Genomic DNA, 17,100 nt, shown 5'->3' with positions numbered 1-17,100 from the left:
CCCCCCGATCCGTCCGAGGAAGCCATGTTCGAATCCATCCAGACCCTGCTCGATGAGCACCAGCAGCTGCAGCGCCAGCTGGCCGATCCGGCCGTGCACGCGGATCAGGCCAAGGCGCGCAAGCTGGGACGGCGCTACGCCGAGCTGAACGGGATCGTCGAGGCCCACCGCCGGGTGCAGGGCCTGGAGGAGGACATCGAGGCCGCCCGGGAGATGGCCCAGGAGGACGCGGAGATGGCCGCGGAGCTCAAGGAGCTGGAGGCGCGGCTGCCCGAGGCCCAGGAGCGCCTGCGCCGCCTGCTGATCCCCCGGGACCCCGACGACGGGCGCGACGTCATCCTCGAGGTCAAGGGCGGGGAGGGCGGGGCCGAGGCCGCGCTGTTCGCCGCCGACCTGCTGCGCATGTACGCCCGCTACGCCGAGTCGAAGGGGTGGAAGACGGAGATCATCTCCGCCAACGAGTCCGACCTGGGCGGGTACAAGGACGTGCAGATGGCCGTCAAGGGCCGCTCCAGCGATCCGGCCGAGGGCGTGTGGGCGCACCTGAAGTACGAGGGCGGGGTTCACCGCGTGCAGCGGGTGCCCGTCACCGAGTCCCAGGGCCGCATCCACACCTCGGCCGCCGGGGTCCTGGTGTTCCCCGAGGTGGATGAGCCCGAGGAGATCGAGATCCACCAGAACGACCTGAAGATCGACGTCTACCGCTCCTCCGGGCCCGGCGGGCAGTCCGTGAACACCACGGACTCCGCCGTGCGCATCACCCACCTGCCCACCGGGATCGTCGTGGCGATGCAGAACGAGAAGTCCCAGCTGCAGAACCGGGAGGCGGCCATGCGCGTGCTGCGCGCGCGGCTGCTGGCCTGGCAGCAGGAGCAGCTGGACGCCGAAGCCTCCGAGCACCGCCGCTCCCAGGTCAAGACCATGGACCGCTCCGAGCGGATCCGCACCTACAACTTCCCGGAGAACCGGATCGCGGACCACCGCACCGGCTACAAGGCCTACAACCTGGACACGGTGATGAACGGGGAGCTGGAGCCGGTCATCCAGTCCGCGATCCAGATGGACGAGGAGCACCGGCTGGCGGCCCTGGGCCACGAGGACTGATCCCGTGGGCCCCGAGCACCCGCACCCCGAGGCCGCCCCCGGGCTCGACGCCGCACCGGCGAGCCCGGACCCGGAGCCGGCCCTGGCCCCCGGGGCCCCGCTGTCCGCGGGGCTGCGGTGTGCGCAGCGGCTGCTGGCCGAGGCCGGGATCGCCTCGGCCCGGGCCGACGCCGAGCTGCTGGCCGCGCACCTGCTCGCCGATGCCGAGGGCCGCGCGCCGGGGCGCGGGGAGGTGGCCGCCGGGGCGATCACCGGGCGGCTGGCGGTGCCCGCGGGCTACGCCGAGCTGATCCGCCGACGTGCTGCCCGGGAGCCCCTGCAGCACCTGACCGGGCGCGCCCCGTTCCGCCGGCTCGAGCTGCTCGTCGGGCCCGGTGTGTTCGTGCCGCGGCCGGAGACCGAGGTGCTGGTCGATGAGGTCAGCGCGCACCTGGCCGCCCGCCGCGCCGAGGCCCCGGGCTCTGAGACCCCCGGCTCCGAGCCCGCATCCGAGCCCGCCCCGCTGGTGGTGGACCTGGCCACCGGCTCAGGGGCGCTGGCCCTGGCCGTGGCCCAGGAGAGCCCCGGGGCCCGCGTGATCGGCGTCGAGCGCTCCGAGGCCGCCCTGGCCTGGGCCGAGCGCAACGCCCGGCGCGTCGCCCGGGAGCACGGGGTGCGCATCGAACTGCGTCGGGAGGATGCGCGTGATGCCCTGCCGGAGGCGGAGGGCACGGTGGAGGCGATCGTGACCAACCCGCCCTACATCCCCGAGGACGCCGTGCCGCGGGACCCCGAGGTCGCCCGCTACGATCCCCCCGAAGCCCTCTACGGCGGCTCCCCGGACGGCCTGGCGATCCCGACGGCGTTCCTGGAGCGCGCCGCGCGGCTGCTGCGTCCCGGCGGGCTGCTGGTCATGGAGCACGCGGAGGTCCAGGCCGCGGCCGTGGCCGCCCTGTTCCGCGACCGCGGATTCTCCCGGGTGCGCACCGTGCGGGACCTGACCGGACGGGACCGGGCCACCGCCGGGCTGGCCCCGGGATACCCTGGAGAGCGCGCGGAGTCCGCGCACCCCCGAGACGAAAGAGCATCTGCACCGTGAGCGCCACCGTGTACACCACCGACACCGCCGAGGACCGCACCCGCGCCCTGGAGAGGATCAGGGACCTGCTGGCCGGGGGCCGCACCGTGGTGATCCCCACCGACACCGTCTACGGGATCGCCGCGGACGCGTTCTCCCCGGGGGCCGTCTCCCAGCTGCTGGCCGCCAAGGGCCGTTCACGCACCATGCCCCCGCCGGTGCTCATCGCGGACCCCGGGGTGCTCGACGCCCTGGCCGAGACCGTCCCGGCCACCGGCCGGGCCCTGGCCGAGCGCTTCTGGCCGGGCGCGCTGACCCTGATCGTGCGCGCCCAGCCCTCGCTGAACTGGGACCTGGGGGAGACCCGGGGCACCGTGGCTCTGCGCGTGCCCGCGGATGAGCTGACCCGCGAGCTGCTGCGCGCTACCGGGCCGCTGGCCGTCTCCAGCGCGAACCGGACCGGGCAGACGGCCGCGACCGACACCGTCGAGGCCATGGCCCAGCTGGGCGAGCGGGTCGAGGCCATCCTGGACGGCGGCCGACGCCCGCTGGGCCGCGACGAGCAGACGCCCAGCACGGAGGTCGCCCCCTCCACGATCATCGACGTCACGGGCGATCGGCCCGTGGTGGTGCGCACCGGGGCCCTGGACCTCGCCCTGCTGCGGGAGACCGCCCCGGATCTGCTGACCCGCGAGGAGCACGAGAGGATCCTGCGGGCGGAGGACCCGGCGCAGTGTGCGAGCGGCTCACCGGATCCGGCCGAGGGTACCCCTTCCGGGGCCGCGAGCGACGAGCAGGGCCCGGATGACCCCGAGAGCGGCGGGGCCGACGCCGCGACGAGCACCCGCGGGCCCGGCGACGGTCCGCGGGCGGAAGCCCCGGAGCCGGGCAGCCTCACCCAGAGCCTGCTCGGCACGGGAGGCCCGAGCTCGGGTGCCGCGGTGGATCAGCTGCGCACCCGGGAGGCCGCCGCGGCGGGGCCGGGAGCCGGGTCCGCCCCGGCCGGGCAGCGCGTGGACCCCGTCTCGGTGCAGCGGGCCCGCGCGCTGTTCTTCGATCCGCCCGCCCGGGACTGACGCGGCCTCACCGGCCGCGTCGGCTGACGCCCGCGGCCTGGTGGGCCTGGCGCAGCACGGACCCCACGTGCCGCTCGGGCAGCAGACCGTGCCGTTCGGCCCAGGTGTCGTCCTGGTCCTGGCCGAACCAGGCCAGCTCGACGCGGCGCACCGCCGCGCGCAGGCGGTCCCCGGACAGCCCCGAGGCTGCGTAACCGGCGCGCACCAGCAGCCGGGCCAGGGGAGCGGGGATGCGATGCGGTTCGCGCCGTCCGGCGTCCCGGATCACCGAGGCGGTGGTGGCACCCTCCCACGGCTGCAGCAGGATCTCCGGCAGCGGCTCCTCCCGCAGTCCCGCGGCCACGATGAACTCGGCCAGCGCCTGCACCGAGGTGACCGGGGTGTGCTGGGTGCCGGAGCCCGCCACCGAGGCCAGGAAGGACCCGGCGAAGCGGGCCAGCGCCGTCGTGGTGTCCCGCCCGGATCCCTGTACGGAGGTGGCGCGGATGATGCACAGCTGCGCGGCGTGGTCCCCGGCCACCTGGGCCGGACGCGAGCTCGGGGCGGCCGGGTAGTCCGAGCCGGCCGAGCCCGGAGCGGCCCCCACCTTGGCGGTGGCCGTGATGAACTCGCGCAGCCGCAACAGGCAGTCCTCTCCCAGGGCCTTGGAGAAGGAGTAGGCGGAGAAGGGTGAGGTGTCGGGGGAGGCGTCCAGGCGCGGCCGGGCGCCCTGCACCGCGGCCGAGCTCAGGTGCAGCACCCGAGTGACCCCGGTGCGCTGAGCGGCCACGGCGACGACGGCAGGCAGCAAGGCGTTCGCCCCGACCAAGGGCGGCAGCTCCTGCTGTCCCGGCGCCGCCAAGCCGGCGGCGTTGACCACGACCTCGGCGCCGGCGAAGGAATCCGCGAGGTAGTCGATCACCGACTCCAGGCGACGGGCTTCGGCGATGACCTGCCCGGCCCCGGTGGCCGAGGTCGCCAGGCGGGGTGCTGCGACCGGGGCGGCCCCGATGCCCAGCTGCTGCAGGCGGGTCATGGTGGCCGATCCGACGAAGCCCGTGGCCCCCAGGACGCGCCAGGTGCTCTGGTTCATGTGGTCTCGCTCTCCTCATATGCGGGCCTCGACCCGGGGGGCTGCCGGGTGAGGTCACGCTAAACTGGTGATCTGCAGCGGGGGTCCGCGCTGTGCCGGCGGCTCAGCCGGCGCGGCCGGAACGCCCTGTGACCACCTTACTGACGTACACGCCTCTTCGGGCGCCCTTGGTCCGGGGTTCGCGCGCCGGCCCAGCAGGGGCAGTCCGAGCCCGCGCACGGGCGGGCCGAGGGGAGAGGAATCCGACGTGCCAGCTGCCGCGCAAGAGCATCCCGCGCGACCCCGCCCCGAGGGCCAGGAGCCCCGGGTGGTGGCGGTGGTGGTCACCTACGACCGCCCCGATCTGCTGCGCCTGACGCTGGCGGGCATCGACGGGGCGCGGATGAGGCCGGCGGCCGTCGTGGTGGTGGACAACGCCTCCGGTCCGCAGACCGCCCGCGTGCTGGCCGAGCACCGGGGGAGCGTCCCCCTGGACGTGGTGCGCCTGGAGCGGAACCTCGGCGGAGCGGGAGGCTTCGCCGCGGGCATCGATCGGGCCCTGCACCGGCACGACGCCGAGCTGGTGTGGGTCATGGACGATGACACCGAGCCCCAGCCGGACACGCTGGCCGAGCTGGTGCGCACCTGGCGGGACTACGCCGAGGACCCGACCCGCCGCCCGGCCTTCGTGGCCAGCCGCGTGGTCTGGACGGATGGGCGCGAGCACCCGATGAACTCCATGCGGGAGCGGATCCTGCCCGGCGCGGCCCGGCGCCGCCGGGCCGCGCGGGTGGGGGCGCGCACGATCCGCTCGGGCTCCTTCGTCTCCCTGCTCATGGACGCGACGCCGATGCGCCGCACCGGGCTGCCCCTGGCCGAGTACTTCATCTGGAACGACGACTTCGAGTACTCCACGCGCCTGGCCCGCTTCCGCGACGCGGTGCAGGCCCCCGCCTCCGTGGCCGTGCACCGGACCAAGACCTTCGGGACCACGGATGCGGATCCGGGCCCGCGGTTCTACTTCGACGTGCGCAACAAGCTGTGGGTGTTCACCCGCAGCGCCTCGCTGGCGCCGTGGGAGAAGGTCCTGTACTTCGGGGCGACGCTGCGGCTGTGGCTGCGCACCTTCCGCGGGGCCTCGGATCGGCGCGTCGTGGCGGGGCGCCTGCTGCGGGGCGTGCGCGACGCGCTGCGGGCCCCGCGCCCGACCGACGAGGTCCTGCGCGGCTGCTACGACCTGCGCCGACACGCGGTGCCCGGCGAACGTGAACCCGAGGTTGACCCACAAGCTCAGGTGGAGGATGAGGTTTTCTCGGTGCTGATGCCGGTCTACCGCGGAGACACCGCGGAGGGTCTGCGCCGGGCCCTGGAGTCCAACCTCTTCGAGCAGCGCCTGCGCCCCTCCCAGCTGGTCCTGGCCGAGGACGGCGCGCTGCCCGAGGACCTGCATGCGGTCATCCGCGAGGTCACGGCCCGGGCGCGGGAGGCGGGGATCGACGTCGTCGTCCTGCAGCGGACCGAGCACCGCGGTCTGCCGAGCACGCTCAACGAGGGGCTGTCAGCGTGCACCCATCGGGTGGTCGCCCGGGCCGATGCCGATGACGTCTCGCTGCCCGAGCGCTTCGCCCGTCAGGTGCCGCCGGTGGTCGAGGGGCGGTACACGGTGCTCGGGGCCGGCCTGCGCGAGGCCGATGCGAGCCTGACCCGGATCGAGGCCGAGCGGCGCATGGAGACCGATCCCCGGCGGATCCGGCGCGCTGCGCGGCTGCGCAACCCCCTCGCGCACCCGACCGTGGTCTTCGACGCCGAGGCGGTGCGCGAGGTCGGCGGCTACGAGGAGGTCCCGGGGGCCGAGGACTACGCCCTGTGGATGCGTCTGCTGGCCCGCGGAGACCGGCTGGGCAACCTGCCCGAGCCGCTCGTGGTCTACCGCGCCGGGGCCGCGGCCTGGGATCGCCGCGGGGGAATGGGGGCGCTGCGCCGGGAGCTGCTGCTGCAGCGGCATCTGCGCGAGGCCGGGCACATCGGCCCGGCGACCGCGCTGCGCAACGTCGTCGTGCGCGGCGGGTACCGTGTCATTCCGAGGGCATGGCGCATCCGCGCCTTCCGCGCCCTCATCGGCTCCGGTCGCACGCGGCGCGGACTGCGCGGCGGTCAGGGGCCGGCCACCGAGGGAAGGGAGCAGCCGGCATGACCGGGACGGGAACGTCATCGGAGGCGACGGTCGCCTACGAGCGGCCCCGGGCGTGGCTGTGGACGCAGATGCTCCTGGACTCCGCCGCGTGGATCGTGGCGGTGCTGCTGGGGCTGTTCCTGCGCTACGAGATGGATTACGGTCTCGTGCACGTGCCCGGTCTGATCGCCGTGGTGGTGCTCGCGGTGGTCGCGCAGATGATCGCCGGCGCCCTGTTCGGCCTGTATCGGGGGCGCTACAGCTTCGGCAGCTTCGACGAGGCCAAGGCCCTCATCCTGGTCACCCTCGTGGTCACGATCGTGGTGCAGGCCTTCCTGCTGATCCTCGGGGTGTGGCTGCACATGCCCCGCTCCATCGGCCTGATCGCCTTCCCCTTCGCCTGGCTGTTCATGGCGGCGGTGCGCTACCTCAAGCGCATGTACGTCGAATCCAAGTCCAAGCCCAGCGAGCACGCTCCGCACGCCGTCGTGTACGGGGCCGGCTTCCTCGGCAACACCCTGGTCACCCAGATGCTGCAGGACAAGGACTCCCCGTACCTGCCGGTCGCGATCATCGACGACGACCCGGCCAAGAAGCACCTGCGCATCAGCTCCGTGCCGGTGGCCGGGAACCTCACCGATCTGCCGGCGGTGCTGCGCCGGGAGCGGGCCCAGGTGCTCATCATCGCGATGGCCGACCCGGACCCCGAGCTGATGCACCGGATCCGCGAGGAGCTCGGTGATGCCCAGGTGCGCATCCTCACCGCCCCGCCGCTGAAGGACATGTTCGGCGCCTCCGCGCGGCGGGCGCTGGATCTGCGCGACATCCGCCTGGAGGACATCGTCGGGCACCGACCCGTGGACATCAACGTGGAGGGCATCGCCCGCTACCTCACGGACAAGCGCGTGCTGGTCACCGGCGCGGGCGGGTCGATCGGCTCGGAGCTGTGTCGGCAGATCACCCACTTCGCCCCGCGGGAGCTGATCATGCTCGACCGCGACGAGTCCAACGTGCAGGCCACCCAGATCTCCATCACCGGCCGGGGCCTGCTGGACGGGCCGGACACGGTGCTGGCCGACATCCGCGACGAGGAGGCGCTGCGCCGGATCTTCCGCCAGCGCCGCCCCCAGGTGGTCTTCCACGCCGCGGCCCTGAAGCACGTCTCGCTGCTGGAGCAGTACCCGGACGAGGCGTGGAAGACCAACGTCCTGGGCTCGCGCAACGTCCTGCAGGCCGCCGCGGAGGTGGGCGTGGAGGTCTTCGTGAACGTCTCCACGGACAAGGCGGCCAACCCCACCACGGTGCTGGGCCACTCCAAGCGGATGGCCGAGAAGATGACCGCCTGGATGTCCCGGCACGCCGACGGACGCTACACCTCGGTGCGCTTCGGCAACGTCTTCGGCTCCCGCGGGTCCATGCTCCCGCTGTTCACCGAGCAGATCCGCCGCGGGGGCCCGGTGACCGTCACGGACCGGGAGGCCACCCGCTACTTCATGACCATCCCGGAGGCCTGCCAGCTGGTCATCCAGGCCGGGGCGATCGGTCAGCCCGGGGAGGTGCTGATCCTGGACATGGGCCAGCCGGTGCGCATCTACGACATCGCCCGGCACCTGATCGAGATGAGCGGGCGCCACGATGTGAGCATCGAGATCACCGGCCTGCGTCCGGGGGAGAAGCTGCACGAGGAGCTGATCGGGGACGGGGAGCGCGGCGTGCACCGCGGCCACCCGCAGATCTCCCACACGGACTCCCCGCAGCTGGACCCGCGGCGCCTGGATCGCCACGAGTGGAAGCTGCGCGGCAACATGCCCGTGACCCAGGAGCTGCCCGTGCTGGATCCGCCCGCCCCGCGCACCGAGGTCGACGACGCCGCCTCCGGGCCGGACACGGAGCCTCCGGGCCCGGGGGCTCCGGCCGCGGACGCGCCGCGGCGGTGATCCCGATGCAGCCATCGCTGATCCTGCTGCCCGGCGGCCTCGGGCTGGTGCTGGGGGCCGTGCTGCCCCTGGCCGTCCTGCCGCTGCTGCGCCGCCTGGGCGTGCTGGACATGCCGGGGGAGCGCTCCTCCCACGCGGTGCCGACCCTGCGCGGGATGGGTCTTGCCACCGCCGCGGCCGCCCTGCTGGGGGCGCTGGCCGGCCTGGTCCTGGGCCTGGTGCCGGTGGACCGCTCGGTGATGCTCGTGGTGCTGACCGGGATGGTCGCGTGCGGAGTGCTGGGCTGGCGGGAGGACTCCGCCGGGGTCTCGGTGCGGGTCCGGGCGGCCGCCCAGCTGCTGATCGGCCTGGCGGTCACGCTGGGCCTGACCCTCGTGCTGGGCACCGGCTACTGGTGGATCCCGGTGGGGGTGCTCGCGGTGGCCGGCTACATCAACGTCGCGAACTTCATGGATGGGATCAACGGGATCTCCGGTCTGCACGGGCTGACCGCGGGGGTCTTCTACGCCTACGCCGGGTGGGTCACGGACCACCCCTGGCTGGTGGTCGCGGCCAGCGCGATCGCCGGGGCCTACCTGGCCTTCCTGCCCTGGAACCTCTGGGGCTCGCGGGTCTTCCTGGGGGACACCGGCTCCTACTTCCTCGGCGGCTCCCTGGCCTGCTGCGCCGTCGGGGCCTTCCTGTCTGGGGTCTACGTGGAGTACCTGCTGGGCCCGCTGCTGGTCTATCTCGCCGACACCGGCACCACGCTGCTGCGGCGGATCCGCCGCGGGGAGCCGTGGTATCGCCCCCACCGGCAGCACGTCTACCAGCGGCTGACGGATCTGGGGCTGTCCCACCTGGGCTCGGCGGCGGTTGTGACCGCCGCGACCGCGGCCGTGTCCGCGCTGAGCATCTGGTCCCTGGATCTGAGCCGGCCCGCGGCCGCCGCAACCGGAGCGGGGGCCGTGGCCATCCTGGGGCTGTACCTGAGCCTGCCGACGCTGCTGACCAGGCTGCGCCCGGCGCGCGCCCGCGGGGAATCCGCGTGAGGGCGCCGATCTGGCACCGCACACCCCGCCAGAGCCGCACCCCGCTGGCCGACGCCGCCCTGGCGGCCCTGGGCGACGTCGCCGCGGGCAGCCTGGTCCTGGCCGCGGCGGGGCTGCTGCTCGGCGGCAGCGAGGCCGCGGTCTCCGCCCTCGCGGGCGGGGGAATCGTGCTGCTGGCCGTCGCCGCGAGCTGGGCGCTGGTGCGGCTGGTGGGCGAGCAGCGCAGTCGGGCCGCGGCCGCCCTGCTGATCGCCTACCCCGTCAAGGTCCTGCTGGCCGGGGCGCTGCTGCTGGTCGTCCCGTGGCCGCAGGAGGGATCCCGCGGCTGGTTCCTGGCCGGTGCGGTGCTCGGGGTGGTGCTGATGCTGGCGGCCGAGGTGATTGCTGTGCGGCGGCTGCGGATCCCGTACTTCGCACCGGCGGGCACCCCTCGGGGATATCGTGGTGATCCGGAACGGGAGGGTCGAGCATGAGGAACGCATCGCAGTCGGAGCCGCAGGAGCCGCCGCTGGTGCCGCGCAGCTCGGAGGATCTGCGCAGCGCCGGGGACCTGGTGCGCCAGGGCGGGATCGCCGGGGCCTTCATGACGCTGATCTACCTGGTGATCGGCACCGGGTTCTGGAGTTTGGTAGGCTGGGGAGCGGACCACCTGCTGGGCACGCGTTGGATCGTGTGGCTCGGCGTCGGCGTGGGAGCCTGCGCCGGCATCTACCTGGTCTACCTGCACATGCGGCCCACGGACGACGACGCCCCCGGGCGCCAGCCGTGACCGCAGTGGTGAACATCAATCAAGTGTCGAGGTCCTCGCCGTCGCGTGCCCTGACACCACGCCGTACCTGCTGAAAGGATCCGCAGTGCTGGATACCGGGCTCGTTCTCGCGGCCTTCGAACCGCCCACGGTCGAGGACATGCATCTCGCCCCGTTCTTCCACGTCGGCAGCTTCGACTTCGGCAAGCAGACCCTGCTGGTGCTCCTCTCGGTCGTCGTCGTCGCCGCGTTCTTCCTGGCCGCGGCCCGCAAGCACGCGATGGTCCCGGGGCGGATGCAGTTCGTGGGGGAGGCCGGCTATGGCTTCGTGCGCAACTCCCTCGGCCGGGACCTGATCGGGGCCCACCAGTTCAAGCCCTTCGTGCCGGTGCTGTTCACCTCCTTCTTCTTCATCCTGGTGAACAACCTCTGGGGCTCGATCCCCTTCATCCAGCTGCCGGCCTTCTCCCACATCGGCGCGGCCTACGCGATGGCCGGCTTCGCCTACATCTTCTGGGTGGCCGTGGGCATCAGGAACAAGGGCCTGGGCGGGTTCTTCAAGTCCATGACCATGCCCTCCGGCGTGCCGTGGCCCTTCTACATCATCCTGATCCCGCTGGAGTTCCTCTCCAACCTGATCATCCGGCCGATGACCCACTCCCTGCGTCTGTTCGCAACGATGTTCGCCGGGCACCTGGCGCTGATGATCGCCGCGTACATGCTGGGCTTCCTGCTCACCGAGGGCGGGGTCGGCGGCTGGCTGACGGCCCCCTTCGCGGCGGTGTTCGGGCTGTTCCTGTACTTCCTGGAGCTGATGATCCAGGTGATCCAGGCCTACGTCTTCACCCTGCTGTTCGCCGTGTACATCCAGGGCTCCGTGGCCGAGGCCCACTAAGACTTCCGGCGCTTCGCGCGCCGGTCTGCGGGAATCCGCCGGAGCGGATCCGGTCTTCCCGCCCCTACGTACCCGCCGCTTGCGGCACCAGCGCCCGGCACCCGTTCCCGGGCACGATGAAAGGAAACATCCCATGGTAGGTTCGCTCAGCGTCATCGGCTTCGGTCTGGCAGCGATCGGCGGCGGCATCGGCGTCGGCCTGATCTTCGCCGCGTACATGACCTCCGTGGCTCGCCAGCCGGAGTCCCAGCGCGTGCTGCAGCCCATGCTGTTCCTCGGCTTCGCCGTGGTCGAGGCCCTGGCCATCCTGGGCTTCGTTCTGGCCCTGATCAAGTAGCCCTCCGGCTGCGCTTCAGAGCCGAACCGTCTAAGAACAGGAGACACCCACATGTCTGATCTCATGGCCGCGGAGGAGGGCAACAACATCCTCCTCCCGGACGTCTGGGAGATCGTCGTCGCGCTGCTCGGGTTCTTCATCCTGCTGTACATCGTCTGGAAGTACATCGTCCCGGCCTTCGAGAAGATCTACCAGGACCGCACCGAGGCCATCGAGGGCGGTCTGAAGAAGGCCGAGAAGGCCCAGGCCGAGGCGGCCGCCGCCCGCGAGGAGTACAGCCAGCAGCTGGAGTCCGCGCGCCTGGAGGCCCAGAAGATCCGCGAGGACGCCCGCGAGGAGGGCGAGAAGATCCTCGCCGAGTTCAAGGAGCGCGCCAACGCCGAGGCCGCGCGCATCACCGAGAGCGCGCAGCGGACCATCGAGGCCGAGCGCTCGGCCGCCATGGTCTCCCTGCGCACCGAGGTCGGCAGCCTGGCCACGGATCTTGCGGGCAAGATCGTCGGGGAGTCCCTCGAGGACGACGCCCGCTCCAACCGGGTGGTCGACCGCTTCCTGGCTGATCTGGAGGCCTCTCAGCAGCGCAACGCGGGAGTGAGCCGCTGATGGCCGGCGCATCGGGGCAGTCCCTGCGGGATCTGGTCGAGGCCTTCGACCAGCGCTGGGCCGCGGATGCTAGCACCACGACGGCGGAGGAGCTGTTCTCCGTGGTCGGCGTCCTGGACGCCGACGGAGCCCTGCGCCGGGGTCTGACGGATCCCTCGCGTCAGCCCGAGCAGCGCCGCAGCATCGCCGCGACCGTCCTGGAGGGCAGGGTCTACCCGGTGGTGCGCGAGCTGGTGGCCTACGCCGCCCGGCTGCGCTGGAGCGCCGAACGCGATCTCGCCGATGCGCTCGAGCACCTAGGGGCCGTCGCCGCGGCCGCCGTGGCCGCGCGCCGCGGTGGTCAGGAGGCCGTCACCGAGGTCGTCGAGGATCTGCTGCGCTTCGTCGCCGTCGCGCAGGAGGATCCGCGGATCCAGTCCGCGCTGACGGATGCCCGCGCGGGCGAGGAGGCTCGACGCCGCCTGGCCGAGCGGATCTGCCCGGTGCGCTCGGAGGAGGCGCGGCTGCTGATCGACCAGGCCGTGGCTCACCCGCGCGGGCAGGCCCCGGACGCGGTGGCCCAGCGCTTCGCCGATGCCCTCGTGCATCTGATGCGCCGCTCCATCGCCAAGGTCACCGTCAGCCACCCCCTGGATGAGTCGCGGCGCCAGCGCCTGGCCCGGGCCCTGTCTCGGGTCTACGGCCGGGAGCTGACCCTCGACGTCGTCGTGGACCCGCAGATCCTGGGCGGACTCAAGGTCCAGGTCGGGGACGAGGTCATCGACGGGTCGATGACGGCTCGGCTGGCGGACCTGGATCGCACCGTGACCGCGTCCTGACGCATCGACCACCTTCCGACACGGGAGGCCCGCGGACCCGCCGCTGAGGCGGGCCGCACCGGCCCCCACCCGACAGACCACACGGATCCTCCGCCGCGGCGGATCGATCCACGACTACAGGAGAGCAGGGACACGAGATGGCGGATCTGACCATCAATGCCGATGATGTCCGCAGCGCGCTGAACGAATTCGCGGCGTCCTACGAGCCCGGTGAGACCGACCGGGTCGAGGTCGGGCGCGTGACCAGCGCGGGCGACGGCATCGCCCGAGTGGAGGGGCTTCCCTCCGTCATGGCCAACGAGCTGCTGCGCTTCGAGGACGGCACCCTCGGCCTGGCGCAGAACCTGGACACCCGCGACATCGGCGCGATCGTGCTGGGCGACTTCACCGGCGTCGAGGAGGGCCAGGAGGTGCACCGCACCGGGGAAGTCCTCTCCGTGCCGGTCGGCGACGCCTTCCTCGGCCGCGTGGTGGACCCCCTGGGCCACCCGATCGACGACCTCGGGCCCATCGAGTCCGAGGGCCGCCGCGCCCTGGAGCTGCAGGCCCCGGGCGTGACCCAGCGCAAGTCGGTGCATGAGCCGCTGCAGACCGGGCTGAAGGCCATCGACGCGATGATCCCGATCGGGCGCGGCCAGCGCCAGCTGATCATCGGCGACCGCCAGACCGGCAAGACCGCCATCGGGATCGACACGATCCTGAACCAGAAGGAGAACTGGGAGACCGGGGACCCGGAGAAGCAGGTGCGCTGCATCTACGTGGCCGTGGGTCAGAAGGCCTCCACGATCGCCTCGGTGCGCCAGACCCTGGAGGACAACGGCGCCCTGGAGTACACCACGATCGTGGCCTCCCCGGCCTCCGACGCCGCGGGCTTCAAGTACCTGGCCCCCTACGCCGGGTCCGCGATCGGGCAGCACTGGATGTACGGCGGCAAGCACGTCCTGATCATCTTCGACGACCTGTCCAAGCAGGCCGAGGCCTACCGCGCCGTGTCCCTGCTGCTGCGCCGTCCGCCGGGACGCGAGGCGTACCCGGGCGATGTGTTCTACCTGCACTCCCGCCTGCTGGAGCGCTGCGCCAAGCTCTCCGACGAGCTCGGCGCGGGCTCGATGACCGGCCTGCCGATCATCGAGACCAAGGCCAACGACGTCTCCGCGTTCATCCCGACCAACGTCATCTCCATCACCGACGGGCAGATCTTCCTGCAGTCGGACCTGTTCAACGCCAACCAGCGTCCCGCCGTGGACGTGGGCGTGTCCGTGTCCCGCGTGGGCGGTGCGGCGCAGATCAAGGCGATGAAGAAGGTCTCCGGAACGCTGAAGCTGGACCTGGCCCAGTACCGGTCCATGCAGGCCTTCGCGATGTTCGCCTCGGACCTGGATGAGGCCTCCCGCCGCCAGCTGACCCGCGGCGCCCGCCTGACGGAGCTGCTGCGCCAGCCGCAGTACACCCCGTACAACGTCGAGGACCAGGTCGCCGCCATCTGGGCTGGCACCAACGGCCACCTGGATGACCTGGAGGTCTCCGACGTCCTGGAGTTCGAGCAGCGGTTCCTGGAGCACCTGCGTCGGAACACCTCCGTGCTCACCGACATCGCCTCCAGCGGCAAGCTCGAGGACGCCACGGTGGAGGCGCTGAAGTCCGCGGTGGCCGAGGTCAAGCGCGACTTCGCAGCCGAGGGCCCCCACGGGGGCGGGATCCAGCCCGGCCACGAGGAGCACGCCCCGGTGGAGCGCTCCGAGGTGGACCAGGAAGAGATCGTCAAGCGATGAGACCTGACGCGGAGCGGGCCGCTGGACGGCCCGCCCCGCCTCGGGGCTGAAAGGAAGCTCTATGGGAGCCCAGATCAGGGTCTACCGCCAGAAGATCTCCTCGACGTCGTCGATGAAGAAGATCTTCAAGGCGATGGAGATGATCGCGACTTCGCGGATCAACCGCGCCCGCACCCGCTCGGACAAGGCCGGCCCCTACGCCGACGCCCTGACCCGCGCGGTCGCCGCGGTGGCCTCGCAGACCTCGATCAGCCACCCGCTGATCAACGACGACAAGCCCTCGCGCCGCTCGGCCGTGGTCATCATGACCAGCGACCGCGGCCTGGCCGGGTCCTACTCCGTCAACGTGCTGAAGAAGGCGGAGGGCCTGATCGAGCGGCTGCGTCGGGATGGGCGCGAGGTGGAGCTGTACCTCGTGGGTCGCAAGGCCAAGCAGTACTTCGACTTCCGCGAGCGGCCCTACGAGAAGGTGTGGTCGGGCAACACCGACAACCCGGACGTGGAGACCGCCGTGCAGATCCGCGACGCGCTCCTGGAGCGCTTCGACGCCGACTCGGCCGAGGGCGGGGTGGACGACCTGCACATCGTCTACACCGAGTTCGAGTCCATGGTCTCCCAGCAGGCCCGCATCCTGCGGCTGCTTCCGCTGAAGGTCGTCGACGCCCAGGAGCTGGGCGAGGAGATCCTGCCCGGCGCCGACGCCGCCGACGCGGACTTCTCCCAGACCCCCAGCTTCGACTTCGAGCCCAGCGCCCAGGAGGTCCTGGACGCCCTGCTGCCCCGCTACATCGCCACCCGGATCTTCTCCTGCCTCCTGGAGGCCGCCGCCTCCGAGCTGGCCTCGCGCCAGCGGGCCATGAAGTCCGCCGGGGACAACGCCGACGAGCTGGTCAAGAAGTACACGCGCCTGATGAACAACGCCCGCCAGGCGGAGATCACCCAGGAGCTGTCCGAGATCGTCGCCGGCGCGGATTCCCTCGCGTCCTAACCACCGTTTTTTCGTCCCAGCACGTTCCAAGAGGTAAGTGATCACATGACTGCCACCATCACCGAGTCGGTCAGCGGATCGACCCAGGGCGGCGTCGGTCGCGTCGCCCGAGTCATCGGGCCCGTCGTCGACGTCGAGTTCCCCGCCAACCAGATCCCGGACATCTACAACGCCCTGACCGCCGAGCTGACCATCGGCGGGAAGACCCGCACGGTGACCTTCGAGGTCGCCCTGCACCTGGGCGACAACCTCGTCCGGGCCATCTCCCTGCAGCAGACCGACGGCCTGGTCCGCGGCACCCCGGTCCAGGACACCGGGGCCGCGATCTCCGTGCCCGTGGGCGATGCGGTCAAGGGCCACATCTTCAACGTCCTGGGCGACGCCCTGGATGTGGACAACGACGAGATCAAGGCCGAGGACCACTGGCCGATCCACCGCAAGGCCCCCAACTTCGCCCAGCTCGAGGGCTCCACCCAGATGCTGGAGACCGGCATCAAGGTCCTGGACCTGCTGACCCCGTACATCTCCGGCGGCAAGATCGGCCTGTTCGGCGGCGCGGGCGTGGGCAAGACCGTGCTCATCCAGGAGATGATCACCCGCGTGGCCCGCAACTTCGGCGGCACCTCGGTGTTCGCCGGCGTCGGGGAGCGCACCCGCGAGGGCAACGACCTCTGGGTCGAGATGGCCGAGGCGGGGGTGCTCAAGGACACCGCCCTGGTGTTCGGCCAGATGGACGAGCCCCCGGGAACCCGTCTGCGCGTGGCCCTGACCGGTCTGACCATGGCGGAGTACTTCCGCGATGTGCAGAACCAGGACGTGCTGCTGTTCATCGACAACATCTTCCGGTTCACCCAGGCCGGCTCCGAGGTCTCCACCCTGCTGGGCCGGATGCCCTCCGCGGTGGGCTACCAGCCGAACCTGGCCGATGAGATGGGTCTGCTGCAGGAGCGCATCACCTCCACCCGCGGGCACTCCATCACCTCGATGCAGGCGATCTACGTGCCGGCGGATGACTACACCGACCCGGCCCCGGCCACGACCTTCGCGCACCTGGACGCCACCACCGAGCTGTCCCGTGACATCGCCTCGCGCGGTCTGTACCCGGCCGTGGATCCGCTGTCCTCGACCTCGCGCATCCTGGACCCGCAGTACATCGGCCAGGAGCACTACGACACCGCGGTGCGCGTGAAGTCGATCCTGCAGGAGAACAAGGACCTGCAGGACATCATCGCGATCCTCGGCGTGGACGAGCTGTCCGAGGAGCAGAAGGTCACGGTCTCCCGGGCCCGGCGCATCGAGCAGTTCCTGTCCCAGAACACCTACACCGCCAAGCAGTTCACCGGCGTGGAGGGCTCGACCGTGTCCATCAAGGACACCATCGAGGGTTTCACCGCGATCTGCGACGGCGACCTGGACCACGTGCCGGAGCAGGCCTTCTACAACGTCGGCGGCCTGGACGACGTCGAGAAGAAGTGGGCCGAGCTCAAGGCCGAGGGCGGGAGCAAGTAGC

16 protein-coding genes are annotated in these 17,100 nt (G+C 71.9%); 15 read left to right on the top strand and 1 reads right to left on the bottom strand.

Annotation, left to right across the window (positions count from 1 at the left end; all coding sequences use genetic code 11):
• The first annotated feature begins 24 nt into the window (after positions 1-24).
• Genes prfA through AC0VXQ_RS06755 form a run of 3 tightly spaced genes read left to right on the top strand, consistent with a single transcriptional unit; the run spans position 25 to position 3,237 of the window.
• Positions 25-1,104 (top strand): peptide chain release factor 1, encoded by a 1,080-nt coding sequence (gene prfA, locus AC0VXQ_RS06765; RefSeq protein WP_058730902.1) that lies wholly within the window; start codon positions 25-27, stop codon positions 1,102-1,104.
• A 4-nt stretch (positions 1,105-1,108) separates the two neighbouring features.
• Positions 1,109-2,182, top strand: coding sequence for a peptide chain release factor N(5)-glutamine methyltransferase (gene prmC / locus AC0VXQ_RS06760; protein ID WP_475528072.1), 1,074 nt, complete (start codon positions 1,109-1,111; stop codon positions 2,180-2,182).
• On the top strand, positions 2,179-3,237 hold the full coding sequence (locus AC0VXQ_RS06755) for an L-threonylcarbamoyladenylate synthase (protein ID WP_475528071.1): 1,059 nt from the start codon (positions 2,179-2,181) through the stop codon (positions 3,235-3,237). Before prmC ends, AC0VXQ_RS06755 begins: the two co-directional genes overlap by 4 nt.
• 7 nt (positions 3,238-3,244) lie before the next feature.
• Here AC0VXQ_RS06755 and AC0VXQ_RS06750 read toward each other — a convergent pair whose 3' ends face one another.
• Positions 3,245-4,309 (bottom strand): NAD-dependent epimerase/dehydratase family protein, encoded by a 1,065-nt coding sequence (locus tag AC0VXQ_RS06750; RefSeq protein ID WP_058730903.1) that lies wholly within the window; start codon positions 4,307-4,309, stop codon positions 3,245-3,247.
• A 247-nt stretch (positions 4,310-4,556) separates the two neighbouring features.
• Here AC0VXQ_RS06750 and AC0VXQ_RS06745 point away from each other — a divergent pair, with 247 nt between their 5' ends.
• From AC0VXQ_RS06745 to atpD, 12 genes are all read left to right on the top strand, one after another.
• The gene (locus AC0VXQ_RS06745) at positions 4,557-6,482 is read left to right on the top strand and encodes a glycosyltransferase (protein WP_058730904.1); all 1,926 of its coding nucleotides are present in this window, start codon (positions 4,557-4,559) and stop codon (positions 6,480-6,482) included.
• Positions 6,479-8,398 (top strand): nucleoside-diphosphate sugar epimerase/dehydratase, encoded by a 1,920-nt coding sequence (locus tag AC0VXQ_RS06740; RefSeq protein WP_129357443.1) that lies wholly within the window; start codon positions 6,479-6,481, stop codon positions 8,396-8,398. The genes AC0VXQ_RS06745 and AC0VXQ_RS06740 overlap by 4 nt, the downstream gene beginning before the upstream one ends.
• A 5-nt stretch (positions 8,399-8,403) precedes the next feature.
• Positions 8,404-9,429 (top strand): MraY family glycosyltransferase, encoded by a 1,026-nt coding sequence (locus tag AC0VXQ_RS06735; RefSeq protein WP_058730928.1) that lies wholly within the window; start codon positions 8,404-8,406, stop codon positions 9,427-9,429.
• Positions 9,426-9,902 carry a hypothetical protein gene (locus AC0VXQ_RS06730; RefSeq protein WP_129357444.1) on the top strand — a complete coding sequence of 159 codons (477 nt, stop codon included), beginning with the start codon at positions 9,426-9,428 and terminating at the stop codon, positions 9,900-9,902. The genes AC0VXQ_RS06735 and AC0VXQ_RS06730 overlap by 4 nt, the downstream gene beginning before the upstream one ends.
• Positions 9,899-10,198, top strand: a complete 300-nt coding sequence (locus AC0VXQ_RS06725) for an AtpZ/AtpI family protein (RefSeq protein WP_129357445.1) — start codon at positions 9,899-9,901, stop codon at positions 10,196-10,198. The genes AC0VXQ_RS06730 and AC0VXQ_RS06725 overlap by 4 nt, the downstream gene beginning before the upstream one ends.
• Positions 10,199-10,337: 139 nt before the next feature.
• A complete protein-coding gene (gene atpB, locus AC0VXQ_RS06720; RefSeq protein WP_165590083.1) occupies positions 10,338-11,072 on the top strand; it encodes a F0F1 ATP synthase subunit A in 735 nt (244 codons plus the stop codon).
• A gap of 133 nt (positions 11,073-11,205) precedes the next feature.
• Positions 11,206-11,409, top strand: a complete 204-nt coding sequence (gene atpE, locus AC0VXQ_RS06715) for an ATP synthase F0 subunit C (RefSeq protein ID WP_058730908.1) — start codon at positions 11,206-11,208, stop codon at positions 11,407-11,409.
• 51 nt (positions 11,410-11,460) lie between these two features.
• Positions 11,461-12,012, top strand: coding sequence for a F0F1 ATP synthase subunit B (locus AC0VXQ_RS06710; protein WP_058730909.1), 552 nt, complete (start codon positions 11,461-11,463; stop codon positions 12,010-12,012).
• Positions 12,012-12,830, top strand: a complete 819-nt coding sequence (locus AC0VXQ_RS06705) for a F0F1 ATP synthase subunit delta (protein ID WP_475528065.1) — start codon at positions 12,012-12,014, stop codon at positions 12,828-12,830. The genes AC0VXQ_RS06710 and AC0VXQ_RS06705 overlap by 1 nt, the downstream gene beginning before the upstream one ends.
• Before the next feature lie 137 nt (positions 12,831-12,967).
• A complete protein-coding gene (gene atpA / locus AC0VXQ_RS06700) occupies positions 12,968-14,602 on the top strand; it encodes a F0F1 ATP synthase subunit alpha (RefSeq protein WP_058730911.1) in 1,635 nt (544 codons plus the stop codon).
• A 61-nt stretch (positions 14,603-14,663) separates the two neighbouring features.
• Positions 14,664-15,590, top strand: coding sequence for a F0F1 ATP synthase subunit gamma (locus AC0VXQ_RS06695; protein ID WP_058730912.1), 927 nt, complete (start codon positions 14,664-14,666; stop codon positions 15,588-15,590).
• A gap of 45 nt (positions 15,591-15,635) precedes the next feature.
• The gene (atpD, locus tag AC0VXQ_RS06690) at positions 15,636-17,099 is read left to right on the top strand and encodes a F0F1 ATP synthase subunit beta (RefSeq protein ID WP_058730913.1); all 1,464 of its coding nucleotides are present in this window, start codon (positions 15,636-15,638) and stop codon (positions 17,097-17,099) included.
• Position 17,100: the final 1 nt, after the last annotated feature.

Source organism: Rothia sp. QJM3NY_36, from assembly GCF_056173115.1.
This window is presented reverse-complemented; position numbering and strand designations above follow the sequence as displayed.